This window comes from Rossellomorea aquimaris, assembly GCF_020171925.1.
Classification (GTDB): Bacteria; Bacillota; Bacilli; order Bacillales; family Bacillaceae_B; genus Rossellomorea; species Rossellomorea aquimaris_F.
Genome location: NZ_JAIVAR010000002.1, coordinates 88,924 through 114,899 on the forward strand (window position 1 = coordinate 88,924; position 25,976 = coordinate 114,899).

The following is a 25,976-nucleotide window of genomic DNA, read 5'->3' on the forward strand; positions in this document are numbered from 1 at the left end:
GACGGTACTCGTCGCAGTACCGTCCTTTTATCATTTCTTTTTTATAGGTGTCCGCGAAGTGAGGTAGAACAAATACCCTGTGCACATGCTCAGGATGATTGCATTTACATTCATTTCATAGCCTCGGATCAAACTGTATAGAAAAGAAAGGCCACCATATAAGGCGGCACATCCTGTGATGAGCTTCACGTTCTTTTTTTGGTTAACGGTAAGAAACAAATGATTCAGCTTCCTCTCTTCTTCATGTCCGTTCTACCGGAACCGGATACTTCCGCGCATTCTTCACCATCTTTTCTTCAATGATTTCTTTCACGTCCAAATCAAGCTTGGAGCAGAACATCAATGAATAGATGAGGACATCGGCGATTTCTTCGCGGATGTTCTCTTCATTTTTTTGAAGGGCTTCTTCGCTGCTGATCCACTGGAAGTCCTCCAGTAGTTCTGCCGCTTCGATGGAGATCGAGAGGGCCAGGTCCTTCGGGGTTTGGTACGGTCCCCAGTTGCGGTCTTCGATGAATTGGTCGAGTTTGGTCATGAGGTCTTTGATTTCGCTCATTTTTGTTTCCCCTTTCTACTTTCAAATCGTACGTTAAATATCGCTTTTAATTAATGGACAGGGCGGTTTTATGTATTTTACATCAAGAAGATGAACGTAAGAAATCCAACGGCCCCTGCCGAGAGGAACAATAAGCCTAAAACAGAACTGATTTTGTTCTTCGTTCTTTTTATGAACAAGTAGTACAATCCATTTACAAGAACAAATAATGTTAAAACAAGGATTAGAACGTAAAATAATTGCAAGAAATTCCACCCCCACATCAATAACTATACACGTATTTTTCAAATTTTTCCTTCTTTCCTTTTGTGGGTTAACATACTAAAATATCCGATGTAAAATACAACGTTTAATTCCGCTAGCTTCAATTTTGTAATCGAATCGTCGGTCGTTACAAATTAAAAAAGCGTGGGTTAAATCCCCACACTTCTCTATTGGCTTGCTGATTTTAATGAAATCTTCCTGTACACATACTGATGAAACTTGTGATAGAACAAGATGTTAAGTGCCATGACCGGAATATAAAAAACGAGGGAATACCAGGGCTTCCACGTTTTATAGGTGAATAGGTTGAAGTATTCAACGGACACCCATTCCAACCCATATAGAAGCAATGCGCCCATAGCGATTGAGAGAACGATGTTTGGTTTGTGCTTTGCATAGAAGTGCATGAGAATGAGAAGAAAAAAAGGATACGCGATGTTCTGCAATAGTACGTCCATCAGCTCCCCACTGTCATGATCGACCGTATCATAAAAATCATAGGGATCCATGGCCAAGAAGTAGTCCCCTACTGTGGTATATAAGAGATTAAATAGAAGTATAGCGATGATTTCAGTCCGAAGAAGTGCATGTGCCTTTTTGTGTACATATAGAAAAAAGAAAAGGACGAATAGAGAAATCGTAATGGTGAACCATTCGTTTTCATCAAATTGCTTCGGGAATAGTGGTTTGAGGATTTCGTATGCGTTATGTAGGAAATCGTTCATAGTATATTCTCCTTTCTCAATAGGCTACCGAGAAAGTTCGTGAAGGCTAGTGTGAGAAGAACGACAATCATCGAAAAGAAAAGATCCACAGAAGGGTACCAGCTAATGCTATCGGATCGAAGCACACCGATTTGCAAGTAAATCTTTTCAACGACAATCCCGAATATGATCCATGCAAACGTAAAGGCCAGCTTGCGCACTAGTGACCATTCTGTTCGATAGACAACCATCAGCCATAGAAGCGTGATGGAAAAAACAACCCCATACTGAAATCGGACAGTCCAAAAAGGGAAATGTTCTTCCACTACACTGATACGGTCATAAGGGGAAGAAAGGGTATAGAACATATTCTGACAGAAATAGGATGTAAACATAAATAGAATGAAGATCTCAATTGGCTGAAACCACTTTTTCATTAGCGGTAACGTGAATAGCAATAGAATGGAAAGAAGAAGAACAGCAAAGAACGTCACTCCTAGGCTCATAGAAAAAACTCCCATACACACATCATATCCTTTATAGAATAGCCATCCCCACAGTCCTCTATGTATCCCTATAAAATAGAAACGTCAAACATATAGAAATAAAAAGCAATGAGGATGAATGAAAGAACATAGGCGGTTAAAGGCTTTACGTAATGAAGATACAACATCGGATACATCGTAGAATAAAAAAAGGCTGTCCACCATATAGTCCAACCGTTGAAATACACGATGTTTCCTGATTGATAAGCAATCCACTCAATGAAAACCGAAACGAGAATATACTGCGCCACATACAATACCTTCGACCTGAGATGATCTGGAAACTTATGAAGAAACATAACAACCAGAGCGGGATAAGCGATAAACGTATATACGAAGTCCGTTATGAACTGACTGATAAACACTTGTTCCAATTCCCATACTTTCTTTATCGAAAGGGAGATATATTGATAAAACATATTAAAGAATGAGAAATAGTAAATAGTCGGCAAAAAATCCTTCCATCTACTCCATTTCCCCCTGACAATGGATACTATTAAGATGAGAATTGTGAGAGCAGCATGAAACATCCTATTTGCCTCTTTTCCAATAAGGTCAAGAGTATTTTACACGAATTGGAAAAAGATTATACTTTTCAGCAGCATCCTTCCCATCTTTCGGATAAAACAGATTGAACGTTTCTGTTCAACGGATCCCTTCTCTTCCGGTCAGTACGATAAGAGCTACGAGACGGAAAAAGGGACTGACTCTGAAGTTCAGTCCCTTTTTTTCTATCTTTGCACTCCAATCGACCGTTGGAGCCTGTTATTCTATTTCATATCTTCGACTATTATAAAGCAGTCGTCTGATAATCTACCTCAATATTCCCACTTGTAGCTTTTGAATACGGGCAGACTCCGTGTGCTTTTTCAACGAGCTGTTCCGCTTCAGCGAGCTCCACTCCGCCAACTGCAACGGATAGGACTACCCCAAGCTTGAAGCCGCCGTCAGCGGGATCTTTTCCGATTGATACTTCAGCCGTCACTTTGGATTCGATCTTTTTCTTTGCCTGTCTTGCCACCAGGTTCAATGCGCTGTCAAAGCAAGCGGCATAGCCGGCTGCGAAAAGCTGTTCAGGGTTCGTCGCTCCGTCAGCCCCACTGCCACCAAGTGATTTCGGCATCGCCAATCCAAGATCCAATACGCCATCGCTACTCGTTACCTTACCTGCACGGCCACCTTCAGCCGTTGCTTTTGCTGTATATAATGCATCCATTTTCCAACACTCCTTGTAAAATGAGATTTTTTAATTGTGCACAACTAAATGGTAATGCACTTATTAATGGTTGTCAACAATTAAGTTGTGTACAATTAAATTTGATAAATACTAACGGGTTTTGTATGATAATCTCAACAATCAGTTCAGGGAAGGATACGACAGATATGGATGATGTACTTTTATTAGAAAATCAGATTTGTTTCAAAATCTATACAGCTGAAAGAGAAATCACAAAGCTATACCGAAGCCTCCTGGAGGAAATTGGGGTGACCTATCCCCAGTACCTCGCACTTCTGGTCCTTTGGGAAAAGGAGAAGATCACGGTCAAAGAATTAGGGAAAAAGTTATTCCTCGATTCCGGGACGCTCACCCCTATGCTGAAAAGGATGGAGAACAACGGCCTCTTGATCCGGGAACGGTCGAAAGAAGATGAGCGGAGTGTCATCATCAGCCTGACCGAAAAAGGAGCAGGGTTGAAAGAAAAAGCCAGCTGCATCCCGTCACGATTATTGGAGAACCTCGACATGGATACCAGCGAGTTAGAACAGTTTAATCAAACATTGACCACGGTATTGGGGAAATTGAAGGCTCGGGAATAGAGGCAGAAGCATTAGGCCCTTTACCATTAAGAAAGAAAATAAAATGAAACGTTCTTCCAAGTAACTCGTATATGTAAATAAATGGTTGAGAGGCGATCGTGTGGGATTTATGTCAGCGTTGATAATCATTGTGTTAGCGGTAATAATTGACTACTATTGGTTTGACCTTGATAAGAAAAGGTGGGGATGGATGAAGAAATGGTCCCTTTTTCAAAAAGGTTTGTTCTTCTCGGGATTCGCTGTCATTTCGTTCCTCATTTATCTTGGATTGAGCGCAGAATATTTTTGAAACGAAAAGGAAGAATGCTGTTGTTGAAGAACTGCAGCATTCTTCTTTTTAGTTAGCTCAGTTAGAGAATGTAATTGATTATGAACCCAACCCAGCTTTTGATTGGAGTGCAAGACGAAGACTCCTGCGGGAGAAGTAGCCAATGCCAGACCTGTCTAGCTCCAGTGGTCTGCTCCCGTTTGAAAATTAACCTTCAACTTTTGAGTCAAAAAACGCCTCTAAAGCCCGAAGAACATTCTTCAAAGGGAGCAAAACGCCGACTTCCGCTTTTCTAGCCCGCAGGAACGAGGAGGCTCACGGGCTACACGCGGAAAGCGAAGTCTTGCACGGAAATCAACAGCGGTATTCCCAATCAAATCTATATAAAATAAGAGATAATAAAATAAATCTTCCAATTCCAAAACTTTTTCCATTTCCTTTCCGAATATATGGGTAGAAGGCAGTGAGATGATGAGCATAGAAGAACGATTGATTAAAAGAATAAAGAAAAGTGGAAGCCATGATGCGGCCAATGAATTGATTTCTACCTATTATCGGGAAATGTATGGTTTTGTATACAAGCAGACGGTCGATCAAGAGCTCTCCTATGATTTGACGCAGGAAATCTTCATCAGTGCGCTTAAGTCGATCGGGAATTATGATCCGAAGAAAGCTTCGTTCAGGACCTGGCTCTATAGGGTCGCTTCCAACCGGGTGGTGGATTATTTCCGTTCCAAGCACTATCAGTCTCGTAAACTGACAGAGCCGCTCGAGGGCAACGATCTGGAAGGGATCGGAGAATTGACCGTCCGGTTCGAGTATAAACACGATGTGGAACAGGTTGCAGAAATCGTCGGCAGACTGGAAACGGGCATGCAGCAGATCCTCCGCTTGAAGCTATTCGGGGAGTATACGCTGAAGGAGATTGCAGGCCTCTTGGAGATCCCGCTTTCCACCGTGAAGACGAGGTACTATTCGGGAATCAACTACATCAAAAAAGAAATGAAGGTGAATGAACATGAGTAAAGAGAAATTCCAACTACCTTTTCTTGATGATGAGAGGGTCGACCGTGAAGTGCAGATGATCATCCGTAGGGGGATGAAACCGAGGCAGTCCTTCTTCTCGTTTATGTGGGACTTGCAGAAGGAGCTGGGGTTCCGGTATCTGTTTGCGAATCCGAGGGACGGGGTGTTCCTGATCCTTTCCGTCACAGCGGTGCTAATGTTTTTAACGACTGCTCTATCGAAGGGGACTGATCAGGCAAATGTTTACGGCACATTATTTCTGATATCCCCCCTAGTGTTCATGGCATTGTCGCTCTATGATCTTTTCCATAAGCGGCAGAGCGCGGTTTTTGAAGTGGAGATGACGGCAAAGTACAACCTTTATCAGGTCTCTGCATTTCGGATGCTTCATTTCAGCGTCCTGTCGATTTTGATGAATATGGTCATCATCGCGTTTCTTGTTTGGAATGGACATTCTTTTGAGTTTCTGAGGGCGTTTATGATTTCCATGACTGCCTTATTTATATTCTCGATCGTGTTTCTGATGATCTTCACGAGGGGACGGTCCGGACTAGCCGTCCTTAAGGCGGGAGGTGGCTGGGTCGGTGTGAATATCCTCCTTGGTCTGATCGACCAACAGGCTTATACCCGGTTTCTGATGACAATTCCGGTCGTTGTGTACGCAGTTGTCCTCACTGTTAGCATCATCTGCTTCATCTATTACTTAAGCAAGCTGGTCCGGATGAGACCGGCGGAAGGGGTTTTGTGACATGTTAGTCGTGAAAGATGCAGGGAAAAAATACGGCGATTTTACCGCCCTGAATGGGATCAACCTTGAATTTGACCGGGGGATTTACGGACTCCTAGCCCCGAATGGCGCCGGTAAGACGACGCTGATCAAGATGCTTGTCACGCTTATTTCCCCGACCCAGGGAGAGATCCTTTATAACGGGACCAATATTGTCGAGCTTGATGAAGGCTACCGTGACGTCCTTGGCTATTTGCCGCAGCATTTCGGTTTTTACAAGCACTACACACCAAAGCAGTACTTACTGTATCTTGCCGCTTTGAAAGGAATCGATAAGAAAACGGCTGTGAGCAGGATTCATGAGCTGCTCGAGCAAGTGGCGCTCGCTGATGTCGCCAATAAGAAGATGCGGAAGTTCTCAGGAGGGATGATCCAGCGCGTCGGAATTGCCCAGGCTCTCCTCAATGACCCGAAAATTTTGATCCTGGATGAGCCGACTGCAGGGCTCGATCCAAAGGAACGGGCACGATTCCGGCAGATTCTGACCGGCCTATCGAGGGACCGGCTGATCATCATCTCCACCCATATCGTGTCGGACATCGAATCGATCGCGAATCGAGTGATCATGATTAAGAATCAGGAAATTTTATATAACGAAACAGCCCAATCCATCTGCAAAACGCTTGAGGGAAAGACGTTTGAAACGACGATGTCAAACGGGGAACTGGAAGCCTTCAGGACCAAGTACGCACTTCTAGGTGAGAAACAGGAAGAGGGGAATGTCCGGGTGCGCTTCGTTCACGATGGGGATGTGGAGCAGGACTGGACGCAGGCGGTGCCGAATCTCGAGGATGTTTTCTTATATGAATACCGGGATCGACTGGACGGGTAGATCCTCATGAGAATACTTTTTCTGGAATGTAAAAAAGCGCTATTGTCACCGGTCGTCCTACTATTAGGACTTTTATTCCTTTCTTGGAATGTCTTTTTGATTATCAATAGTTCCGATGTGAAAGAAGAGCTTCGTGTGGTGAACGGGATTGCCGGAACGTACGGGACGGAGATTACGGACGATTCCCTTCAAGGGTTGAACAAGGAAATATCAATGGATTTGGACCGGCTGAATGCTGTCGCACAGGAAAAGTCCGGCTTGACCTATGAACGTGCGGGAGATTTGTTTGCGGACTTAAGTTACGGACGGCAACATTCCTATACCGAAGAGGAGCTGCAGTCCTTTTACACTCTTCATCTTAAGGACATGTATGCTAGCCGGGCGGGCTCATTGGACGAGGCTTATGCCAGATTCGATGTTGAAATGTTGGGTGAAAAGCAAATCGCTGGCTACCGGCTGACGGGTGATGCTGCAGGGATGCTTCGGTCCGGATTCAAGGCATTCTCCGACCGGTTTGCCGAGTTGAAAGAGAATGGAGAATACAAAGAGTGGTTTTTCGAAGGGCAGCAGTATGCGATGCACGGCCTCTTGTTCAAGAAGGTGTTCAGGCATATCGTCATCGAGGCGCTGATCCTGGTTGTCCTTTCGACGGCGCTGATCGCCACCTTTGAATTCGAGAATGGTACGGGGCTCGTCACCTTTACGACGCGGAGAGGCAGAAAACTGATGATCGATAAACTCGCTGCATCGTTGATCACATCCTCTATTGTAACGGCCGTGATCCTGGCGGCTACCCTCGGTGCATACTTTACCGTGTTCGACTATGCCCATCTATGGCACAGCTCGATCAACAGCGGATTCAATTGGGAGACGCAGTTTCCGTATGTCGCTTGGTGGGATTTCTCCTTTTTGACCTATTTGATTTTGGGCATCATCGTAACGTACGTTTGCATGCTGTTGTTCAGCCTCTTTACCTTCAGTCTGTCCGTGATGCTGAAGAACAGTTATTTCGCGATGATCGCCTTTTCGGTCATCTTCATCGCCTTGCTGATCGTACAGGGCTTCATGCCGGGGTCGTCCGTATTCAAGATCCTTGCCGGGTTCACCCTGTCGACACTCGTATTGAACCCGCATCAGTGGTGGATGGCAACCAGCGGGATCACGATGTTCAAATACTATGAAATACATACGCTCATCGCGTGGGCAGTGTTCTTTATCCTGTGTTGCTATGGTTCTATGAAAAAATTCAAGAAACAAGACATCCTTTAAGGAGAAATGCTATGAACATCGTATGGATGGAAATAAAGAAAATCTTTAATTGGAAGATCCTTCTCGTACTCGCTTTTGTTAATTTGGTCCTCTACTATTTATTGATTAGTTTTGACATATCGGTCTTCCCCAATGGCAGGCCGGCCCTCGACTCTTACCGGATCGGGGTCGAGATGGTCGAAGAATACGGTCCGCACATGGACGACGCAGAAAAAGCCGATTTCAGGGGGCGATATGAACAGGAAGTCGCAAAAGCGGATGAGTTCATTCAGAGCCGGGACGATTTTAAAAAAGCTGGAATCGAGTCGTATAGTGAGTTCAAGGAGCATAGTGGAAGGATGAAAGAAAAAGTCCTCTTTGAAGAAGGAATAAATCTATTCTGGGAGCTTCAGGAGCGGGAGCGATTACTGGAGTACCAATCTAATCAAGATATGATCATGACGAATCAACTCAGCAGTGCGAATCCATCCATGAAAAAGCAGTTAAACGAACTGAAGGAGACGGGACAGTTTAACTTGTATACGGAACAGTCGTTGATGAACATGGAAGAAATCTTTCGGAGCATCTCCATTGTCGTCTTGATCAGCGTTGTGCTTGTCGTGTCCCCCTTGTTCCTGAGCGACAGGAGCAAGCGGATGCCGGACCTTCAATACTCAACGGAGACCGGTCGGCGATTATTCCTGGAAAAGTTCGCAGCCGGCATGCTATCGGCGTTCATCGTGATGACCGTCCTGCTTGCCGTCTATCTGAGCCTGTATTCGTTAAATGATCCAGGTGCCTTTTTCGATGTCCCGATCAATTCGTTCATCGGAGGGTTTTATTGGCATAACCTGACGTTCGTTCAATACATCGTGCTGTCGGTCGCAGCCATTTATGTACTCGGCTTCATCCTCGCCGTCGTCTCAATGGCGATCTCGAACCTCGCTCCGAATTTCATCACCTTGATCGGAGGGCACATCCCGGTCGTGCTCGCGCTTCTCATCTTCGGGTTGCCGTACCTTCTCTCGGGAATCGTGAGAATGACGCTTCCGATCTGGCTGGTGCCGGTCCTTTATGGGGTGTTGATCATCCTGGCTGCTGCTATTGGCAGATGGTTGTGGGTAAGGGAAAAGAAACTCGATATTGTGTTGTAGGTCGTGGGATTTTTACTAAAGCAGGCTAATTCGATTATGAATTTACCTGCTTTTTTTCAGCCCTTGTGTGATAAAATTGAAAAAAATGGATGTTGATACAACTGAGTAGTCGGGAGAGTAGACGGATGAGCGAAAATCTATTGAATAAAGTGAAAGAGTTATTAATGAAAAAATATGATTGTCATACCATCATCCTATACGGATCATACAGTAGAGGCGATTTTACGGAAGAAAGCGATTTGGACATTCTCTGTTTTTCGGATGCTGTGGAAGATGATGCAACCGATGTGGAGTTCTTTGAAGGTAAACAATTAGATGCTTGGATTTATCGTACTGAAAGAATGGACACTCCCTCGTCATTTATACGAGTCCATGAAGGAAGGATATTGCTCGATCAAAGGGGTCTTGCCAGAGGGTTCTTATCGGATATCGAGCGCCTGTTCAATGAAGGCCCTAAAAAACCATCGAAGCAAGAAAGAGAGTTTTTACAGACCTGGCTGAGAAAAATGGTTTTGCGCTCAAAAAAAGGTGACCTCGAAGGGAATTACAGGCGTCTCTGGGCGCTTAAGGACAGCCTGGAACTCTACTTTGAATTGCAGGGTTGTTGGTATCTTGGCCCAAAAAAATCTTTCAATTGGCTGGAAGAACATGATGAAAGGGCTTATGGGCTTTTTAAAAATGCATTCTCTGACGATGCAACCCAAGAGGATTATGATAAATTATTTTATCTACTGACAGACGAGATTTAATCTTAGCGGAAGCCGGAAATGATTTCCGGCTTTTATTTTTGTTGAAAGAGCCAGACTTGGTTTGATTTTGGTTTTGGGGGGAGAGGGTCAGGGGAAAGTCTGTCCATCTTTTTAAGGGTAGTTTAATAAATGTGGGTTGGGTTCTGTATTATTTTTCCAAGTGACGGAATAATCGGCGGAATTGAAAGATTAATGGTCAAAAGTGAAAGATTATCAGTGGAAATTAAAAGATTTTCGATCCGACCTCGAAGATTATCGACTAAAACTAAAAGATTACTGCCCGAAGAGGCAAAACTTCATTGTGAAACAGCCTCCCAAGCATGGATTTAAACTACTCATTCAACGATGAACCCGACATTCATCGACTGGATCCAGGTGCTCTTCAACAACGCCTTCAACTTTCAGTGGTTTTATCTGACAGTGGCAGTCGGCCTCCAGGTCGCTGCGGTGATCAACGGTTATGAGGGCTTGAAAAAGCATATAAATAACAAAAAATGGTCAGACTCCGTAAGAAACTGTAAAGGTTTCCTCGGGAGTCTGACCATTTTTTAGTTAATTGTGAAGCCCGATGAACACTTAACGACCCATGTTTTTACTTTGCTGTAGCAGTTTCGATTCCCCGGTCCGCTCCCACTCTTCAACCGTTTTGTACGCATCTTCAGGGGTGTAGCCTTTCCCTACAAGTACTCCCATGAGGATGAATTCCTGAAGGATATGCGTGGCGTTGATGCCTCGTTTTACGTCCTCCAAGCCTTCTTTCACTAAAAATTCCGTGTGCTTCACCCATTCATCCGGAGTCTTTCCGTGTACTTTGTTATTTCCATTTCCATTCCCACTTTCCATCGCATCCGCTTTGGTCGGATGGACCGTCCCGAATGGATGGTTCGGTGGGGCATAGATGGAGTACAGTTTCAACGGGGTGCTGCCTGTGTTGATGACATCATGCCACGTCCCGGCAGGTATAAAGATGGCTGAATCATCACCGACACTGCGTTCAAAAGTCAAATTATTTTTATCCTTACCCATCCGGACGACTCCCTGACCTTGTTCAATACGAAGGAATTGATCAACGTCAGGATGGACCTCCAGTCCGATATCATCGCCGACGTCGATGCTCATCAGCGTGACCTGCAAGTGTTCTCCCGTCCACAGGGCTGTGCGGTACGTATTGTTCTGTTTGGCTGCTTCATTGATATTCAGTGAGAGTGGATTGGGACCGTAGTCTTTTAATGGAATAGCACGATTTTCATACAAAAACCTCGGATCATAAAAGTGGTTTGCATACGCTCCGCCATTGGGGTATGCAGGGTGAACAGGCTGTCTAACATACTGACCATTCGCATAATAAGGATAGTATTGCTGCCATGAATACATATTCGGGTCTATATACATCTTCCTCAATCCCTTCATAAGGCATTTTCATTTTATCCTATGCACGGGTATGGGTAATGTACCTATAAAAAAACCGCCTCAGTCCGAGACGGTCTAGCCGTGATCCCATTTATAAAATATCCCCACTTCCTCCTTCGGCACCCCATACAGCAGGCTTTCATGCGCGGGGTCCGCCGAGCGAACCAGGGGGACAGGTACCGTGGTCCCTCTGGTTTCGTGAAAAGTCTATCCATCTTTTAAAGGTTAGTTTATTAGGTGTGTTAATAATTTTTACTTATTTTACCAAGTGACGGAATAATCGCTGGAATTGAAAGATTAAGTGTCAAAAGTGAAAGATTATCAGTACAAACTCAAAGATTATCTGTCCGACCTCGAAGATTTTCAACCAAAACTAAAAGATTACTGCCCCAAGTGGTGAAAAATCGTCACTTTATTGTGAACCAGCCTCCCAAACATGGCTTGAGATAACTCATTTAACGATAAATCCCGCCTTCTATGAATCATCCACCATAAGGAAGAAAAGAAAACTCCCACCACCCTAGTTATACCGTAGTAAATAGTAAGCGCGCGGCTTGTTCTGGAGCCTAAAAACTCTTAAACAGCATCTTTACGTTGTCAGATAAAAAAAGAACGCCCCGAGAGGACGTTCGCACTAATTAAAACCGTAATCTACAAAATATGCTGAATGATTCCACCCTCGACTTTTTGAGCAGCTCCATTGATCGCGGAAGCTTTTTCGGATGCCAGGAAGACAATGGTGTCGGCTACTTCTTCTACTGTGGCATAACGTTGAATGAGTGAAGTAGGCTGATCTTTTTTAAAGTAGTCCGTGATGAAGGCATCCAATTCCTGTCCGTTCTCTTTTGCAAGATCGGTGATGAACGTTCCGAAGCCTTCTGTCCAGGTTGGTCCCGGTAATACAGAGTTGACCGTTACGTTTGTTCCTTTTGCCACTTCAGCTAGCCCTCTTGATAACGTGATCAGGGCTGTTTTTGAAACGCCATAAGGGATAAGTTCGGGATACGGCTTGATTCCGGCTTCACTTGCGATGTTGATGATTCTTCCTTGATTGCGTTCCATCATCTTAGGTAGGAACGCCCTTGAAAGACGGACTGCGCTCATGACGTTGATTTGATAATATTCGAGCCATTCTTCGTCTGTTACTTCTGTGAATGGCTTCACGGTGAAGACGCCTGTATTATTTACGAGAGCATCCAGGTCTCCGATTTCATCGATTTTCGAGATCAAATCGTCTGTCTCTTCTTTAATGGATACGTCCGCTCTGATTCCGTACACCGTTCCCATGGTGGAGAGCTCTTCTACGACTTTAGTGACATTTTCCTCCGAACGCCCATTGATAATGACCTTTGCCCCTTCTTTTAAGAAGCTGACAGCAGTCGCTTTCCCGATTCCGGAAGTTGAGCCGGTCACGAGTACCAATTTGTCTTTCAATTGTAAATCCATATTTATTCATTCTCCTTTATGAGTTGTTTTTATGAGAAGGTCGCATTGGACCGTAACGTCATTATGGAGCAGGCGGAAATGTTTGAGAAGTACGCACTTTTGGGTGATAATACTACCATTGAGTGAGATAGTAACCGGTTGGTGAAATAGGAACCAAACGGTAGGAATAGCATGAGTTCAAGGGTTTGAACCCATAAGGAGGCTGCAATGAAGAAGTATCATATACCGGTCGAAGCGACCCTGGAAATGATTGGCGGTAAGTGGAAGGTTGTCATCATGTGTCATTTGATCCTGGGGACGAAACGTCCGAGTGAATTGAAGCGGATGATGCCCGGCATTTCCCAGAAGATGCTTTCCCAGCAATTAAGGGAACTTGAGGAAGATGGATTGATCGAGAGGAAAGTCTACAATCAGGTTCCACCCAAGGTCGAATATTCATTAACGGAGTATGGCTGGTCATTAAAGCATATTCTCGACTTGATGTGCGCGTGGGGCGAGAGACATCTGGAATTGCATTACGATAATAAATTCGACGTGTTGGAAGAAAGTATTCTTAATGAGAAATAATGTGTGTGAAAAAGGTCGTTTGAATTGGAGTGTTCGTTTTCTCCAATTCGCGGGCCTTTTTTTGTGTTCAGATCCAAGGGGGGAGCCAAGGGGACAGGTACCGTGGATTCCGAACCGCGGTACCTGTCCCTCTGGTTCCTATCGGAATGGTTTCGGTTTTGGTGTGAAGGTCGGGGGAAAGTCTGTGAAGTGCGGGGGATTTATTGGGTTATTATTCCAAGTGACGGAATAATCGGCGGAATTAAAAGATTAATGGTCAAAAGTGAAAGATTATCAGTACAAACTCAAAGATTATCGGTCTGACCTCGAAGATTATCAACCAAAACTAAAAGATTAATGCCCCAAGAGGCGAAACTTCATTGTGAAACAGCCTCCCAAACATCGAGAAAACCCATTCAACGAGAAATCCCGGCTTCCTGGGTGAATCAACCACCATTTAATCCCGTTAACCAGGTTGTTTATCCCGAACCACGGTACCTGTCCCTCCGGTTTTCTCCCTCCGGTTTTTTTCCCTCCGTTTTTTTCAAAAAAAGTATCCAATCCTCATTCAAATCCATATTTAAAGGATGAAGTAATCTATAGGGGTGGATGTCATGATGACAGATGGTTGGACGAAATGTCCGAGAAAGCTTAGACGGAGTGAATTGTTTCATCGTGCGGAAGATTTCAGGTTGTATGGACTGCTCGCCAGCGAGGCGATGGTGAAGGATGGTGTCAAGTGTGGGGGGATGGTACTTAGGAAAGGGCAATACGTCCGGTCGATCTCGTATTTACGGGAGGATCTCTGGTTTTATAATGGGCAGAAAAAGGAGTATTACCACTCTTCAAAGATCAAGAGGGCCATCAAAAGGCTTGAAACTCATGGTTTGATCAAGGCGGTAGCTTGTCGGTATGGGTTCATTTTCACCGTGCTTCCTGTAGATGATAAGGAAGCGGACGGACTGGCTTGAACGAAAGATGGATTTTTTTGTCCTTTTGATGTGAATCAGGTGTGAGGGAAGATTGAACCCGCTCTGTCTACATAAGAAAGAAAAGAAAGAATGAGGAGAATGAAAAGAATATTCTCACCACCCTAGATACACTGTAGCAGATAGTAAGATGCGCGGCTTGTGCCCGTTGCTAGGGCAGTCATTCGATCTATGATAGCATGAGGAACATTGATGTTGTGTCATCAAAAGAATCGGGGAAGGAATCTCGCATGAATATAGAAACCCTCTTAGCAGGACTGAGTTATTTTATTTTAGCAATCACTAGTATCCTGTCTCTCGTATGGAAGAACTCCGATGAAGCTTTAGAGCTGAAAAGGCAGAGAAAGGACGAAGTGGATTTCCTGAGTGAACTCATCCTATTCAGGCAGTTCAATCGAACCAAACTGAAACGGGAAATAAGGTGATCAAAGCGAGTTCATTGTTAAGGAAAGTGACGCTTTTTTTCATGTTTGTGGTATTTCCGGTTGTGTTTATGCTTGCGTTAATCACGCATTTCAAAACAGGTTCCTTGTGAAAAATAACGTTTGAGTGTTCCACGTGAAACAACCACTTTCCGGAGAATGCATATAAAGGATTCGAAGTAGCAAAATGGACTAGGTATGAAGATCTCCTCATTTTTTAGAAAAATTAATCCAATTTCTGTACAAATTTTCTGTAAATTGATATTATGTTAGAAAACATGACATAAAATTGTTAGGAGAGTTTACATGAAAATCCGTGATGAGTTGAATCGGGAGTTGGACTTTTCTTGTGATGAGCTTATAGAGATGCTTCGGGAGATCAAGGGACTGAAGGAACAGGAAGTCGATGTGTTGAAGCAGAAGATCAAGGGGTATGAGGATAAACGGAGGGCGGAAGAAGCGTTCTATCAATCGTTGTCGCCTGTGCGAAAATTTTTCGCAGGCAGGGCTCCGAGTCACCACCAGGCAGTGGAGTATATGGTCCATGTCAAAGAGCGTTTAAAGCAGATCGATGGGATCAAACAGCGAATTGTGCAGATTGACCGTGTCCTATCCATTTGCGGTGGTGATGCCTCTGAAGAAACGGTCGAGGTGGCGAGCGGGATCACGGACGATATCATCCAATACAGAAAGGGTCAGGGTGAATAGGATGACGATTGAGACACTTAATGCTGGGTTGGATACGATTTGGGTTGTCCTTACAGCCGCGATGATCATATTGATGGAGGGTGGTTTCGCCCTTCTTGAAGCAGGCTTTGTGAGGCATAAAAATAATGTCAATATCATTATGAAGGTGTTCGTCGACATTACGATCGGCGCCCTTTGTTTCTATTTTATCGGGTTCGGGCTCATGTACGGAACGGACCTACTCGGGATGATCGGGACGAGTGGATTCATGCAGAGGGGGAATCTTGCCCATCTTGATTTTTCCTTTTCGCTTGATACGTTCTGGTTATTCCAGGCGGCCTTCGTCATTGCGGTTATTTCGATTGTGTCGGGTGCGGTGGCGGAACGGATCAATTTCCGTGCCTACATCCTGTACGCCGTCCTGATGACGGCGATCATCTATCCGATCGGCGGACATTGGGTATGGGGAGGCGGCTGGCTCGGTGATCTCGGGATGCTCGACTTCGCCGGTTCCGCCGTCATCCATGCGCTCGGAGGCTTCGCGGCGCTGGCGGCAGCGATGTTCATCGGTCCCCGTAAAGGGAAGTTCACCCCTCACGGAACGAGTACGATCGCATTGCCGAGTAATCTTCCGCTCGCTTCCGTCGGTGCTTTCCTGCTTTGGTTCGGCTGGTTCGGATTCAATGCGGGAAGTACGCTGAGTGCAACGGATGTGAAAATCGGGCATATCGCCGTGGTGACGATGCTGTCGGCCGCATCGGGTGGGGCGGCGACGTTGCTTTATACGCTGTTTCGTTATAAACGGTCGGATGCTTCGGCCGTCATCAATGGTTCGTTGGCCGGTCTTGTCGGGATCACGGCCGGCTGTGCCTTCGTCAGCAATGATGCAGCCATCTTCATCGGGGCGGTAGCCGGTCTATTGATGCTGTTTGCTACGGACTGGCTGGAATCAAGAAGAATCGATGATCCGGTCGGTGCCTTCCCGGTCCACGGTGTTTCCGGGATTTGGGGCACGATTGCTGTCGGTCTGTTTTCAACCGAGAGTGGTCTTTTTTACACAGGGAACTGGGAACTTCTCGGTGTCCAGCTTGTCGGTCTTGTCGTTCTCTGCGTATGGGGCTTCGGCCTGACCTGGCTCGGGTTATCACTCATCCGCCTTTGGATTCCGGTCCGTTCAACGGAAGAAGAGGAAGAAGTGGGACTCGACATCAGCTATCATGGCGTGCTTGCGGCCTACCAGGATCATGAATTCATCCATTATGAAAATCAATACATGGAGACGGATGATCGAAAAGGGTAAAAAAACAATATTGATATAATAATAGCGTTGAATGGAAACAGGATGCAGATCCATTTCCATCTCCTTTGAGCCTCCCCTGATGCAGCCGTCGGGGGAGGTTTCATTTTTGACGGGAAGACCCGTGAAAGTGAGGTCCCTCAAGGAATCATCGGAATTATCAGATAGTTCAGGGATCTCGTCCAGAATCATGTGGAAAAGACTTACCCCTTTTTTATAAGCTTTAAATAGTTTATAATTATCAGATAACAGTAGATATTTTCCACCATAAATTATTATAATAGACTATGGTATCTTCAGTGTTGAGACAGAAATATGTGTTCCTGGAGTGACGCCTTGCTTTTTGTGACATCTAAGCAGGACGCCTGCTCTCTTTTAGAAAATATAAAAAGTAAGGAAGGTTATCATGAGCAGCATACAGAAGAAAACAGACGTTATCTTAATCGGTGCAGGAGTCATGAGTGCGACGTTGGGGTCATTATTGAAAGAGTTGGCTCCAGAGTGGGAAATCAATGTATTCGAGAAACTCGGTGAACCGGGCGAGGAAAGCTCGAACGAATGGAACAATGCTGGCACGGGTCATGCGGCGTTATGTGAGCTTAACTATACATCTGAAAAGCCAGACGGCTCCATCGACATCTCTAAAGCAGTCAAAGTGAATGAACAATTTCAAGTATCAAGGCAATTCTGGTCACATCTTGTCAAAAGCAATCTCATCCGCAATCCACAGGATTTCATCATGCCACTCCCTCATATGAGCCTGGTCCAAGGTGAAGAAAATGTGGCGTTTTTGAAAAAACGATTGGAAGCGCTGTCAGCTAGTCCGTTATTCGAGGGCATGGAATTCTCGGATGATCCGGAGAAATTGAAGGAATGGATCCCGCTCATCATGGAAGGGCGTACGACGAATGAACCGATTGCGGCTACCAAAATCGATTCCGGAACGGACGTGAACTTCGGCGGACTGACACGGATGTTATTTGACCATCTCGAGAGTCAAGGCGTACAGATGAATTATAGACACAGTGTCGAAGGCATCAAGCGCACGGCGGATGGTTCATGGGAAGTAAAGGTCCATGATCTTGATAACGGCAGGATCGAAACCCACACGGCGAAGTTCATCTTCATCGGAGGCGGTGGAGGAAGCCTGCACCTGCTCCAGAAGACAGGGATCCCTGAATCGAAGCAGATCGGGGGCTTCCCGGTCAGCGGACTATTCATGGTGTGCAACAACCCGGACGTCGTGGCGCAGCATCATGCGAAGGTCTACGGAAAAGCGAAGGTCGGCGCACCACCTATGTCCGTCCCGCATCTTGATACACGATTCATCGATAATAAAAAATCTCTCTTATTCGGTCCGTTCGCCGGATTCTCGCCGAAGTTCCTGAAGACGGGATCGAACCTTGACCTGATTACATCGGTGAAGCCGAATAATGTCTTTACGATGCTTGCAGCCGGTGCCAAGAACATGTCACTGACCAAGTATTTGATTCAGCAAGTGCTTTTATCGAAAGAACAGCGCATGGAAGAACTGCGCGAGTTCATCCCGAATGCGAAAGCTGAGGATTGGGACCTAGTCGTGGCCGGCCAGCGTGTGCAGGTCATCAAGGACACCGAAGACGGAGGAAAAGGTACGCTCCAATTCGGTACAGAGGTCGTCAGTTCGGAGGATGGCTCGGTCGCTGCCCTTCTCGGTGCATCACCGGGTGCGTCAACGGCTGTCAACGTCATGCTCGAAGTACTGGAAAAATGCTTCCCGCAGCATATGAATGAGTGGGAACAGAAGATCAAGGAAATGATCCCATCATACGGGATCAAACTTTCCGAAAACCCTGAGCTCTTCAAGGAAATCCACGCCTCCACGGCGAGGACGCTCGGGCTGATCGAAAAAGAAGAAGCTTATTGCTGAAATAAAGATGATCCCGGTATTCCGGGAAGTTGATTAAAAAAGAACCTTTGATCCATGGTCAGATCAAAGGTTCTTTTTCATACCGCTACCCCTGAAAGGAGAGGTGAACGATCAGATGAAACCAGAATCGTATTTTTCAAAAGAGATCAAACCGGCTTTGGAGAACGAACCGCCGGGCGAATGGCTTCCGAAGATCCCGGACGGGTGCATCCGGCTCAGCTCGGGCTATCCCGATCGGGGTCTTGTCCCTGTTGATGGGGTGAAGGAAGCCGTCGCAGAGCTTCTGGACGAAGAGAAGGATTTGCCCTTTCACTATATCGGAAGCAGGAAAATGGAGGAGTTGAGCGTGTTCCTGCAGCAGCTGATGAATGGATGCTCCGTGTCAGTAAACGACGAGGAAATGCTGATCACATCGGGTGCGTGCCAGGCAATCGACCTGATTGCCAGGGTCCTCGTTGACGATGAGACCGTCGTCGCCCTTGAGTCACCTACGTATATGGAGGCCCTTGAAATCTTTCAGAACTATACGAAGCACTTCATTTCTGTCGAAGTCGATGAGCATGGACTCCGGACCGACCGGCTGGAAGAAGTGTTGAAGGATCGCAGGAGGAATGGCGAGACGCTTCCGAAGGTCCTGTATACGATTCCCTCATTCCAGAATCCGACGGGCACGACGATGACGGAGGAACGGCGCGACCACATCATCCGGCTCGCGGAAGAGTATGACTTCCTGATCATTGAGGACGATGCGTATGGAAATGTTTATTTTGAAAAGGGCATGGTCCCTCTGAAAAGTAGGGGTGGTGACCGGGTACTCTATGTCGGATCGCTTTCGAAGGTCGTCGCGCCCGGTCTCCGGATCGGATGGATCGCGGCTCGTCCTGAATTCATCCGTGCACTTTCCTGGTTCAAGAAGGACCTCGGCCATCCCTTTGCCCAGGCGAGCGTGGCTGCATTTCTAGGCATGTCAGATCTAGACGGGCATTTCGCTTCGTTGAGGAAGGTATATAAGGAGAAATGCCGGTTAATGCTTTCTGAATTGAAGAGGGAGCTGCCTTCTGAGGTGAGCTGGTATGTACCCGAAGGCGGTTATTTTGTCTGGGTCAGGGTGCCGGGGGTCGATACGTCTGGAATGCTGCCGGCGGCGTTATCCGAAGGCGTTTCTTATGTCCCGGGAAAATATTTCTTTTTGGACCGGGAAGAAGGAATCGAGTATCTCCGTCTATCGTTCAGCTATGCGAGCAAGCAGGACATCGTGGAAGGCGTCCAGCGGTTGGGTCGGGTGGTGGAGGCTGCGGTTGGTTTTGAAGGTGGGAAGTGAGAGATGGTTTTGATGTGACGTGAGGATAGGTTGTGGCGAAGGCATTCATGGGGGTGGATGCCTTTTTTTGTTGTGGGTGGGTGTTTTGCGTTGGGTTTGGAAGTAGTGTGCGGGGCTGGGGGACGGTTTTGTATTGGAATGGGGTGGTTTGTCCCAATAAAGTTGGTAAGATGGTGCTTTTTTCATGGTGAAGAGGGTGGGTTGCCCGGTTTTGATAAGCGAGGGGGTGGGGATGTACTCCGTTTCGGGGATTTATGATCCTAATTTGGAATATATGCTCCTAATCTGACATTTATGCTCCAATTACGGAATATATGCTCCCAATCTAAGATTTATGCTCCTATTTCCAATTATATGCTCTATTAAGAATGATTCTAATTAAAAAGAACGAGGTTCGTTCGAAGCTCGCGTAAGGTAAAAGCAAGTGGACAGGCAAAAAAGAGACACCACCAATGAAACCAAGGATCAATAACCAGACCGGACCCATTCAATCCCAATCCGCTCCGATCTAAGCCAATCCAAGCGCAAGCTCATCAAGCCTAACCAAGCCCATTAACCCCATACAAGCCCATCAATCCAATCCCATACCATCCAAGCCTAAATCCTCCAAACCTATCCCCTCCACTCTCATCCAACACCCTCATCCAACACCCAAACCCCCGCAGCACCCATTCCCCCATCATCGCTCGGACCGTAGCTTCTGCGGCAGATTCGTCCCCGCGCAGGGCTGCGTCCAGGAGCTTGTCGTAATAGGAACGGGCGGCATCCCGGTTGGAGGGATCGAGGAAATAGGTACCCGCGACTTTGTGATAGATTTGGCTGCAGCTGTTATGGATGAGCTGGTAGATGGGGTTCGAGGTCAGTTTAGCCGTGCCGGTTTGCAGGCGCCAGTCGAATGCTGCATAGGCTTCCGGTTCGTCTTCAAGCTCTTCTATTCCGACGAAGAGGGCGATGACCCGTAATTGCTGGCGCTTGACGGCGTCCCTCATGATTGCCGGCATCAGGGATACTCTGAGTTCGAGCATGTGCTCGATGAATTCATCGGGTATGACTTCGTGATGCTCGAGGATGTTGGCGATGGTCATGATGTTTCCTTGCTTCCAGTAGTCATTGACGACGGCGGGAGCGCCTTTCTGGATGGTGATCCAGCCTTCTTTTTCCAGGCGCTGCAAGGCCTCTCGGATGGTGGGCCTTTCCACTTGGAAGCGTAAGGCCAGCTCCCTTTCCTGTGGGAGGGTTTCATGGATGCGCCTGGTTCCGTTCAGGATGGACCGGATGATTTGTTTGCCGACGACTTCAGAGGCACGTTCTTTCATGATTGGCATCTCCTCTCTCTATGAGCACGGTACCATCATTATATGGTTGAAGCAGGATACTTTTGCCCACTACTTTCTGAAAAAAATAGTGACTGTCCCGATTAGTACTAGTAGATGATCCTTTTTCTGGTGTGACTGTTTGCGTGAGAGTGACAACCGAGGGGCTTTAACGTGCAGCGGCAACGGTCATGGTGCCGAATTGGTTGGAATCTATTTTTTAAAAAAAGAAGGTGCGAAGGTATGTTCTTTTTACAGGTAACGATCCTGCAAGGGGACTATTCGTTCCCGATGGTGGCCTTGTCGGTTGTGATTGCCACCTGTGTTTCGTATACGTCGCTTTCCATGAATGGAGACCGGTCAAGTTCATCACGAAGATGATCGAACATCCCCAGATTCAAGGCTATTTCTACTCCGCACCGCTACCCGAGGCTGATTTGACGGCTTGGCTGGAGGGAAGGACGCTTGACGCACATGTCATCTTCCCCTGAATACAATGGGGTAAAAAAGAACAGGGGATGATCGAGGTGCCGATTTCTTTTCCCGTCAGGATCAACACGAGGGTCGTAAGCAATGGATCGAATCAGACGGTCTATTACCCGAAGGTCGTGGAGATGCAGAATCGTGAACTTCAGCGATCCATCAACCATAGCCTCGTCCATGAAACCGAGGGGCTGATCAAGGAGCAGGTCGGCAACATGCCTTCGACCGTGGCTGAAATGCTCGGATCCTATGAAGTGAAAACGAATGAGCGCAACGTCCTGAGCGTCTCTTTATCGAACTACACGTATCATGAACATGCAGCGCACGGCATGACGTATATCAAGTCATTGACCTTTGACCTTGAAAAAGGGAAAAGGTGCTCGCTGAAAGATCTGTTCAATCCCGGAAGCGACTACGTTGGCAGGATTTCAGAATTGGTCGCACTGCAAATAAAGGAGCGGGACGTCCCGCTCCTCGGTGAATTCACCGGCATCCGTCCCGACCAGGATTTTTATCTGGCGGACAAGGCGCTTGTGATTTATTTTCAACTGTATGAGATCACGCCGTATGTGGTCGGCTTCCCGATGTTTCCGATTTCTGTTTACAGCCTGCAGGATCTCATCGAGGAAAGCGGCCCGCTTGGACGTATGGCCGTCAATCAGTAAGGAACCGCGGGGGATGCTCCGCGGTTTTTTTAGTGGTGTCGGGGTGTTTGCCTATCGGATGTGGCTGCTTGGCTTGTGCGGGTGGAATCGTCTAGTTTTGGTCGTTAGTTGGCGTTTTTTATGAAAAAATGTCTGTTTTCGACTTGAAACCGTGATTTTTTGTGACAATCCACTTGTGTGGGGCTGATTTGAGGGGTCGGAACGGTCTGTAAGAGAGGATATTATCAAAACGGAAGGTTTTTTTATCAAAAATAGAATTATATTATCAAAAACGGCTACCTTATTATCAAAAATCCAATTATATTATCAAAACCGAAACCTGCCGTCCGCCGACTCATCAGTCCCACTAAAAAACGGAGGCCTCAACAGGCCTCCGTCCCGATCAAGCTTCCGGATCGATTTCCGCCACGATCCTCTCGCAGATTTCATGGGTGATGAGTGAATCGGCGATCGAAGGGTCGGGCGTCTTTCCGTGCCTGACACAATCAAGGAAATGGTTACAAAGCTGATGGAAGCCGCGCTTATACAGGGTGGGCTCCCAGTCCCCGAATTTCGAGAAGCTGGTCTCTTTATTGTGATAGTGGGTGGTTTCGACCAGGCTGTTCACGACATATTTATGGTGTCCGGTATGATATTCGATCGTTTCTTCGGTGACGCCGCCGTTCCGGTTCATGATTCCGATGGCGGTACTGCCATCACCGATCAGCTGGATGATGAGGTGATGTAGTTGATCCCCGTTTTTCAAGCTTTCGACCTTCACCTCTTTTACTTCCGTATCGAGTAAGAAGCGGAGCGTGTCGACGACGTGGATAAAATCCTCGACGACGAATCGTCTCACGATGTCAGGGGAAGCGAATCGGTTCTTTTGCATGAGGATGAGGCTCGCCCTTCCCTTTTCCTTGAGTTCTTTCACCATCGGGATGAATCGTCTGTTGAAGCCGACCATGGCGATGACACCCCGCTCTTCGGCAAGGGCTGCGATCCTCTGGGTTTCATCCAGGTTCATCGAGATCGGCTTGTCGATATAGACATGGACTCCATGCTCAAGAAGCGTTTCCGCTATATGAAAATGGGCTTCGGTCGCCGTGCTGATGAAGGCGGCGTCGATGTCTTTTGATAAGAGCTCCTCCACCGATTGTGCGGTCTCCTTTATTCTGTACGTCTCTGAACATTCGCGGAGCGTATCCGCGTTCCGTGTGCACAGGACAAGTTCGATTCCCTTCGTTTGTGAAAGAACGGGCAAATATGCTTTTTTGGCGATGTCGCCCAAGCCGATGAGTCCGATTTTCATGATGATTCCTCCTCTTTTTGTGATGGCTCTGTTCACGAATGCCCAACCCTATGACTCTATGTATAAATTCCGTTGAAACGGACAATGATGGTGAGAGTACTCATAAGTAGGTGTTGAACGATGTATTTGTTGCTTGTAATTGTGGTGTGGATCTTGTTTGCGTATAGGTTCGTTGATTGGTCGCAATGGCGGAAGCAGTATCCGACCCTTTTGTTCTTCATGCTGGTCAATTTTCTGTACAATTATTTTTACTATGATCACACACTGTGGGCCTTCCGTGGTGTGACGGCCGATTGGCTCAATCACTCGATCATCAATACGGCCTTCACTTTTTTCATCTGTCCTGTCGGGCTGACGATCTATCTGCAGCGATTTCCCGTAAGAAGAGGGGCGCAGGTTCTGTATGTCCTCATTTGGACGGCATTTTATTCGATCCTTGAGGCCCTTTTCGCCCATAAAGGCATGTATGTGTATGATCACGGCTGGAATGGCTGGTGGAACATCCCGTTGAACCTCGTTTTGTTCAGTGTACTGTATTTGCATTACCGGAATCCACTGAGAGCCATCGGTGTCTCGATCGGGGTTGTCATCATCTTTTATTTACTGTTCCCATTCCCGCTCGAAAGTTTGAAATAGACAGGAGGGGATCGTCATGTTGATCCAAAATGTCCTATCCGTGCCAGTCTTTTTAGTGTTGCTGCTTGCAACGTATCTGTCGATGTGGCTGTATTTGCGGAAGAAAGCCCTGAATAAGGAGAAGTCAAAAAAATAGACCCTCACCATGGATGAAAGACACGTTCTTTCATCTTTTTATTTTTTGCCATAAAATTCTAAATATGTGATAGTATTGAACTAAAAAAGAGGTAGAAACAATGAAATGGGATGACATTCCTTATCTTTGGCAACAAACCCTTGAAACGGCGTGGGAGTCCTTTCAGGAGGGGTCGCGTCCGATCGGCGCCATCGTGGTGGATGAAGAGGGGCGGATCGTGTCGAGGGGGAAAAGCTCGACAAAAAAAGAAACATCCGGTGCCGTCGCTTGCTACAATGAACTCGCCCATGCCGAGGTGAATGCGTTGTTGAAGCTTGATAACCGGGTGCATGATGAGGTGAAGGGCTACACGCTGTATTCTTCATTGGAACCATGTCCGCTTTGCTTCGGTGCGTTCTATATGAGCGGCATCCGCAATCTGAAGTTTGCGGCGAAGGACAAGTACGGCGGAAGTACGAATCTGAAGGGGACGACCCCGTATTTGAGCAGGAAGCCAATCACCGTTGAAGGGCCGTACGCCCCGCTCGAGTATCTACCCATCGTCCTCGGCTATTATTATGATTTTTCGATCAGTGATCCGAAAGCGCATCCCGTCCATGAAGGGATGGAAGAGGATTATCCTCGTGCGATCCGCCTGGCGAAGGAGTGGGTGGCCACTGGGAAATTGAGTGATCCCCACAGGTATTCCATCGAGGATGTGTATCGGATGATGCAGGATGATCTGAAGGCAAGTAATCGTCCTCGGGCATGTGCCGCCATCATCAAGGACGACCATATCCTCATGGTGAACATGCAGCGGGAAGGGAAGAGCTGGTGGTCGCTTCCCGGTGGCGGAATGGAAGAAGGGGAAAGCATGGAAGACACAATCGTCCGTGAAGTTCGTGAAGAAGTGAACCTGACGATCAAACCGGGCAGGCATTTATTTTCGTACGACTACAGCGCGGGTGAATGTCATGTCCTGGCGGCTGAAATCGAAGGCACCGCTGCACCGGAGCTTGGATGGGACCCTGAATATGGGCCGGATGAACAAATCTTGAAAGACGTGAAATGGTGGCCGATAGAAGAAATGAAGGACGACCTCGAAGTATCACGGGTCTTGGACCATCTTAATCTAGTAGTATCCTAATACAACACATGCCCTGTCTGAATGAGCTCAGACAGGGCATTCTGCTTTTTTGAAGGGCCCACGCTCCCAATCCGGTTCCCACTCTTCACCGTAGCTTATCACCACATAAAAACACTACCCCTGTCCATACACATGTAAAAAGAAAAAGGAATCCACCACATTTTAGCGAATTAACGTAATGAGGGACGTACCTTGTGTAGGATCTTGTTGTACAAGTTGTATAATCTTCGTCCGCATATTTTTAGACAAGGCTGAATCTAATGATATATAGGGGTTTTAGGAGACAGCGAACAATTGGGAATAGTTATATGTGGCAATTCATTTATATAAAATGTATAATGATTGTAT

The 25,976-nt window shown here is 46.5% G+C and carries 27 protein-coding genes; 17 read left to right on the forward strand and 10 right to left on the reverse strand.

Features of this window, described 5'->3' with window-relative positions:
• Positions 1-241: 241 nt before the first annotated feature.
• From LCM10_RS08145 to LCM10_RS08165, 5 genes are all read right to left on the reverse strand, one after another.
• Positions 242-556, reverse strand: a complete 315-nt coding sequence (locus LCM10_RS08145) for a nucleotide pyrophosphohydrolase (protein ID WP_224875744.1) — start codon at positions 554-556, stop codon at positions 242-244.
• 431 nt (positions 557-987) lie between these two features.
• Entirely contained in the window at positions 988-1,545 is a 558-nt protein-coding gene (locus LCM10_RS08150) for a hypothetical protein (protein WP_224875745.1), read from the reverse strand.
• Positions 1,542-2,030, reverse strand: coding sequence for a hypothetical protein (locus LCM10_RS08155; RefSeq protein ID WP_224875746.1), 489 nt, complete (start codon positions 2,028-2,030; stop codon positions 1,542-1,544). Before LCM10_RS08155 ends, LCM10_RS08150 begins: the two co-directional genes overlap by 4 nt.
• A gap of 68 nt (positions 2,031-2,098) precedes the next feature.
• Positions 2,099-2,599 (reverse strand): CBO0543 family protein, encoded by a 501-nt coding sequence (locus LCM10_RS08160; RefSeq protein WP_224875747.1) that lies wholly within the window; start codon positions 2,597-2,599, stop codon positions 2,099-2,101.
• A 260-nt stretch (positions 2,600-2,859) separates the two neighbouring features.
• Positions 2,860-3,285 carry an organic hydroperoxide resistance protein gene (locus LCM10_RS08165; protein WP_224875748.1) on the reverse strand — a complete coding sequence of 142 codons (426 nt, stop codon included), beginning with the start codon at positions 3,283-3,285 and terminating at the stop codon, positions 2,860-2,862.
• Positions 3,286-3,410: 125 nt separating this feature from the next.
• On the opposite strand from LCM10_RS08165, the gene LCM10_RS08170 reads away from it, so the two are divergent.
• From LCM10_RS08170 to LCM10_RS08200, 7 genes are all read left to right on the forward strand, one after another.
• Positions 3,411-3,887 carry a MarR family transcriptional regulator gene (locus LCM10_RS08170; RefSeq protein ID WP_318247481.1) on the forward strand — a complete coding sequence of 159 codons (477 nt, stop codon included), beginning with the start codon at positions 3,411-3,413 and terminating at the stop codon, positions 3,885-3,887.
• A gap of 736 nt (positions 3,888-4,623) precedes the next feature.
• On the forward strand, positions 4,624-5,181 hold the full coding sequence (locus tag LCM10_RS08175; RefSeq protein ID WP_224875749.1) for an RNA polymerase sigma factor: 558 nt from the start codon (positions 4,624-4,626) through the stop codon (positions 5,179-5,181).
• Entirely contained in the window at positions 5,174-5,929 is a 756-nt protein-coding gene (locus LCM10_RS08180) for a hypothetical protein (protein ID WP_224875750.1), read from the forward strand. Before LCM10_RS08175 ends, LCM10_RS08180 begins: the two co-directional genes overlap by 8 nt.
• A gap of 1 nt (position 5,930) precedes the next feature.
• Entirely contained in the window at positions 5,931-6,800 is an 870-nt protein-coding gene (locus tag LCM10_RS08185; protein WP_224875751.1) for an ABC transporter ATP-binding protein, read from the forward strand.
• Between the two features lie 6 nt (positions 6,801-6,806).
• A complete protein-coding gene (locus LCM10_RS08190) occupies positions 6,807-8,069 on the forward strand; it encodes a hypothetical protein (RefSeq protein WP_224875752.1) in 1,263 nt (420 codons plus the stop codon).
• Positions 8,070-8,080: 11 nt separating this feature from the next.
• Positions 8,081-9,202 (forward strand): hypothetical protein, encoded by a 1,122-nt coding sequence (locus LCM10_RS08195; RefSeq protein WP_224875753.1) that lies wholly within the window; start codon positions 8,081-8,083, stop codon positions 9,200-9,202.
• A 149-nt stretch (positions 9,203-9,351) separates the two neighbouring features.
• Positions 9,352-9,951 carry a nucleotidyltransferase domain-containing protein gene (locus LCM10_RS08200; protein ID WP_224876379.1) on the forward strand — a complete coding sequence of 200 codons (600 nt, stop codon included), beginning with the start codon at positions 9,352-9,354 and terminating at the stop codon, positions 9,949-9,951.
• Between the two features lie 576 nt (positions 9,952-10,527).
• Here the strand turns inward: LCM10_RS08200 and LCM10_RS08205 are convergent.
• Both LCM10_RS08205 and LCM10_RS08210 read right to left on the reverse strand, forming a co-directional pair.
• Positions 10,528-11,343 carry a cupin domain-containing protein gene (locus LCM10_RS08205; RefSeq protein WP_224875754.1) on the reverse strand — a complete coding sequence of 272 codons (816 nt, stop codon included), beginning with the start codon at positions 11,341-11,343 and terminating at the stop codon, positions 10,528-10,530.
• Positions 11,344-12,012: 669 nt separating this feature from the next.
• Positions 12,013-12,807 carry an SDR family NAD(P)-dependent oxidoreductase gene (locus LCM10_RS08210; protein ID WP_224875755.1) on the reverse strand — a complete coding sequence of 265 codons (795 nt, stop codon included), beginning with the start codon at positions 12,805-12,807 and terminating at the stop codon, positions 12,013-12,015.
• A 207-nt stretch (positions 12,808-13,014) separates the two neighbouring features.
• Here LCM10_RS08210 and LCM10_RS08215 point away from each other — a divergent pair, with 207 nt between their 5' ends.
• From LCM10_RS08215 to LCM10_RS08245, 7 genes are all read left to right on the forward strand, one after another.
• Positions 13,015-13,374 (forward strand): winged helix-turn-helix transcriptional regulator, encoded by a 360-nt coding sequence (locus tag LCM10_RS08215; RefSeq protein ID WP_224875756.1) that lies wholly within the window; start codon positions 13,015-13,017, stop codon positions 13,372-13,374.
• Between the two features lie 593 nt (positions 13,375-13,967).
• Positions 13,968-14,324: a hypothetical protein gene (locus tag LCM10_RS08220; protein ID WP_224875757.1), complete on the forward strand. Its 357-nt coding sequence runs from the start codon at positions 13,968-13,970 to the stop codon at positions 14,322-14,324.
• 248 nt (positions 14,325-14,572) lie between these two features.
• Complete coding sequence (locus tag LCM10_RS08225) at positions 14,573-14,767, forward strand: hypothetical protein (RefSeq protein ID WP_224875758.1); 195 nt, start codon at positions 14,573-14,575, stop codon at positions 14,765-14,767.
• A 303-nt stretch (positions 14,768-15,070) separates the two neighbouring features.
• Positions 15,071-15,472 (forward strand): hypothetical protein, encoded by a 402-nt coding sequence (locus LCM10_RS08230; RefSeq protein ID WP_224875759.1) that lies wholly within the window; start codon positions 15,071-15,073, stop codon positions 15,470-15,472.
• A 1-nt stretch (position 15,473) separates the two neighbouring features.
• On the forward strand, positions 15,474-16,751 hold the full coding sequence (locus LCM10_RS08235; RefSeq protein WP_224875760.1) for an ammonium transporter: 1,278 nt from the start codon (positions 15,474-15,476) through the stop codon (positions 16,749-16,751).
• Between the two features lie 403 nt (positions 16,752-17,154).
• Positions 17,155-18,657, forward strand: coding sequence for a malate:quinone oxidoreductase (locus LCM10_RS08240; RefSeq protein ID WP_224875761.1), 1,503 nt, complete (start codon positions 17,155-17,157; stop codon positions 18,655-18,657).
• Between the two features lie 115 nt (positions 18,658-18,772).
• On the forward strand, positions 18,773-19,978 hold the full coding sequence (locus LCM10_RS08245; RefSeq protein WP_224875762.1) for a PLP-dependent aminotransferase family protein: 1,206 nt from the start codon (positions 18,773-18,775) through the stop codon (positions 19,976-19,978).
• A gap of 539 nt (positions 19,979-20,517) precedes the next feature.
• Here the strand turns inward: LCM10_RS08245 and LCM10_RS08250 are convergent.
• Together LCM10_RS08250 and LCM10_RS20620 are read right to left on the reverse strand one after the other, a co-directional pair.
• The gene (locus LCM10_RS08250; RefSeq protein WP_224875763.1) at positions 20,518-21,294 is read right to left on the reverse strand and encodes a GntR family transcriptional regulator; all 777 of its coding nucleotides are present in this window, start codon (positions 21,292-21,294) and stop codon (positions 20,518-20,520) included.
• Between the two features lie 275 nt (positions 21,295-21,569).
• A complete protein-coding gene (locus tag LCM10_RS20620; RefSeq protein ID WP_263621442.1) occupies positions 21,570-21,692 on the reverse strand; it encodes a hypothetical protein in 123 nt (40 codons plus the stop codon).
• A gap of 126 nt (positions 21,693-21,818) precedes the next feature.
• On the opposite strand from LCM10_RS20620, the gene LCM10_RS08255 reads away from it, so the two are divergent.
• Positions 21,819-22,439 carry a DUF3298 and DUF4163 domain-containing protein gene (locus LCM10_RS08255; RefSeq protein ID WP_224875764.1) on the forward strand — a complete coding sequence of 207 codons (621 nt, stop codon included), beginning with the start codon at positions 21,819-21,821 and terminating at the stop codon, positions 22,437-22,439.
• 382 nt (positions 22,440-22,821) lie between these two features.
• Here the strand turns inward: LCM10_RS08255 and LCM10_RS08260 are convergent, their stop codons facing one another.
• Positions 22,822-23,730, reverse strand: coding sequence for a Gfo/Idh/MocA family protein (locus tag LCM10_RS08260; RefSeq protein WP_224875765.1), 909 nt, complete (start codon positions 23,728-23,730; stop codon positions 22,822-22,824).
• A gap of 120 nt (positions 23,731-23,850) precedes the next feature.
• Between LCM10_RS08260 and LCM10_RS08265 the strand changes: the two genes are divergently transcribed.
• Positions 23,851-24,366, forward strand: a complete 516-nt coding sequence (locus LCM10_RS08265) for a CBO0543 family protein (protein WP_224875766.1) — start codon at positions 23,851-23,853, stop codon at positions 24,364-24,366.
• Between the two features lie 236 nt (positions 24,367-24,602).
• Positions 24,603-25,628 (forward strand): NUDIX domain-containing protein, encoded by a 1,026-nt coding sequence (locus LCM10_RS08270; protein WP_224875767.1) that lies wholly within the window; start codon positions 24,603-24,605, stop codon positions 25,626-25,628.
• The last annotated feature ends 348 nt before the right edge of the window (positions 25,629-25,976 follow it).

What these genes read in the sequence shown, in the direction of transcription:
- LCM10_RS08210 (WP_224875755.1), bottom strand. Translation starts at nt 12,807, where the DNA reads ATGGATTTACAATTGAAAGACAAATTGGTACTCGTGACCGGCTCAACT.
- LCM10_RS08265 (WP_224875766.1), top strand. Translation starts at nt 23,851, where the DNA reads ATGTATTTGTTGCTTGTAATTGTGGTGTGGATCTTGTTTGCGTATAGG.
- LCM10_RS08215 (WP_224875756.1), top strand. Translation starts at nt 13,015, where the DNA reads ATGAAGAAGTATCATATACCGGTCGAAGCGACCCTGGAAATGATTGGC.
- LCM10_RS08240 (WP_224875761.1), top strand. Translation starts at nt 17,155, where the DNA reads ATGAGCAGCATACAGAAGAAAACAGACGTTATCTTAATCGGTGCAGGA.
- LCM10_RS08155 (WP_224875746.1), bottom strand. Translation starts at nt 2,030, where the DNA reads ATGAGCCTAGGAGTGACGTTCTTTGCTGTTCTTCTTCTTTCCATTCTA.
- LCM10_RS08195 (WP_224875753.1), top strand. Translation starts at nt 8,081, where the DNA reads ATGAACATCGTATGGATGGAAATAAAGAAAATCTTTAATTGGAAGATC.
- LCM10_RS08205 (WP_224875754.1), bottom strand. Translation starts at nt 11,343, where the DNA reads ATGTATATAGACCCGAATATGTATTCATGGCAGCAATACTATCCTTAT.
- LCM10_RS08180 (WP_224875750.1), top strand. Translation starts at nt 5,174, where the DNA reads ATGAGTAAAGAGAAATTCCAACTACCTTTTCTTGATGATGAGAGGGTC.
- LCM10_RS08175 (WP_224875749.1), top strand. Translation starts at nt 4,624, where the DNA reads ATGATGAGCATAGAAGAACGATTGATTAAAAGAATAAAGAAAAGTGGA.
- LCM10_RS08165 (WP_224875748.1), bottom strand. Translation starts at nt 3,285, where the DNA reads ATGGATGCATTATATACAGCAAAAGCAACGGCTGAAGGTGGCCGTGCA.
- LCM10_RS08190 (WP_224875752.1), top strand. Translation starts at nt 6,807, where the DNA reads ATGAGAATACTTTTTCTGGAATGTAAAAAAGCGCTATTGTCACCGGTC.
- LCM10_RS08145 (WP_224875744.1), bottom strand. Translation starts at nt 556, where the DNA reads ATGAGCGAAATCAAAGACCTCATGACCAAACTCGACCAATTCATCGAA.
- LCM10_RS08160 (WP_224875747.1), bottom strand. Translation starts at nt 2,599, where the DNA reads ATGTTTCATGCTGCTCTCACAATTCTCATCTTAATAGTATCCATTGTC.
- LCM10_RS08170 (WP_318247481.1), top strand. Translation starts at nt 3,411, where the DNA reads ATGATAATCTCAACAATCAGTTCAGGGAAGGATACGACAGATATGGAT.
- LCM10_RS08235 (WP_224875760.1), top strand. Translation starts at nt 15,474, where the DNA reads ATGACGATTGAGACACTTAATGCTGGGTTGGATACGATTTGGGTTGTC.
- LCM10_RS08260 (WP_224875765.1), bottom strand. Translation starts at nt 23,730, where the DNA reads ATGAAAATCGGACTCATCGGCTTGGGCGACATCGCCAAAAAAGCATAT.
- LCM10_RS08245 (WP_224875762.1), top strand. Translation starts at nt 18,773, where the DNA reads ATGAAACCAGAATCGTATTTTTCAAAAGAGATCAAACCGGCTTTGGAG.
- LCM10_RS08150 (WP_224875745.1), bottom strand. Translation starts at nt 1,545, where the DNA reads ATGAACGATTTCCTACATAACGCATACGAAATCCTCAAACCACTATTC.
- LCM10_RS08250 (WP_224875763.1), bottom strand. Translation starts at nt 21,294, where the DNA reads ATGAAAGAACGTGCCTCTGAAGTCGTCGGCAAACAAATCATCCGGTCC.
- LCM10_RS08220 (WP_224875757.1), top strand. Translation starts at nt 13,968, where the DNA reads ATGATGACAGATGGTTGGACGAAATGTCCGAGAAAGCTTAGACGGAGT.
- LCM10_RS08225 (WP_224875758.1), top strand. Translation starts at nt 14,573, where the DNA reads ATGAATATAGAAACCCTCTTAGCAGGACTGAGTTATTTTATTTTAGCA.
- LCM10_RS08230 (WP_224875759.1), top strand. Translation starts at nt 15,071, where the DNA reads ATGAAAATCCGTGATGAGTTGAATCGGGAGTTGGACTTTTCTTGTGAT.
- LCM10_RS08270 (WP_224875767.1), top strand. Translation starts at nt 24,603, where the DNA reads ATGAAATGGGATGACATTCCTTATCTTTGGCAACAAACCCTTGAAACG.
- LCM10_RS08185 (WP_224875751.1), top strand. Translation starts at nt 5,931, where the DNA reads ATGTTAGTCGTGAAAGATGCAGGGAAAAAATACGGCGATTTTACCGCC.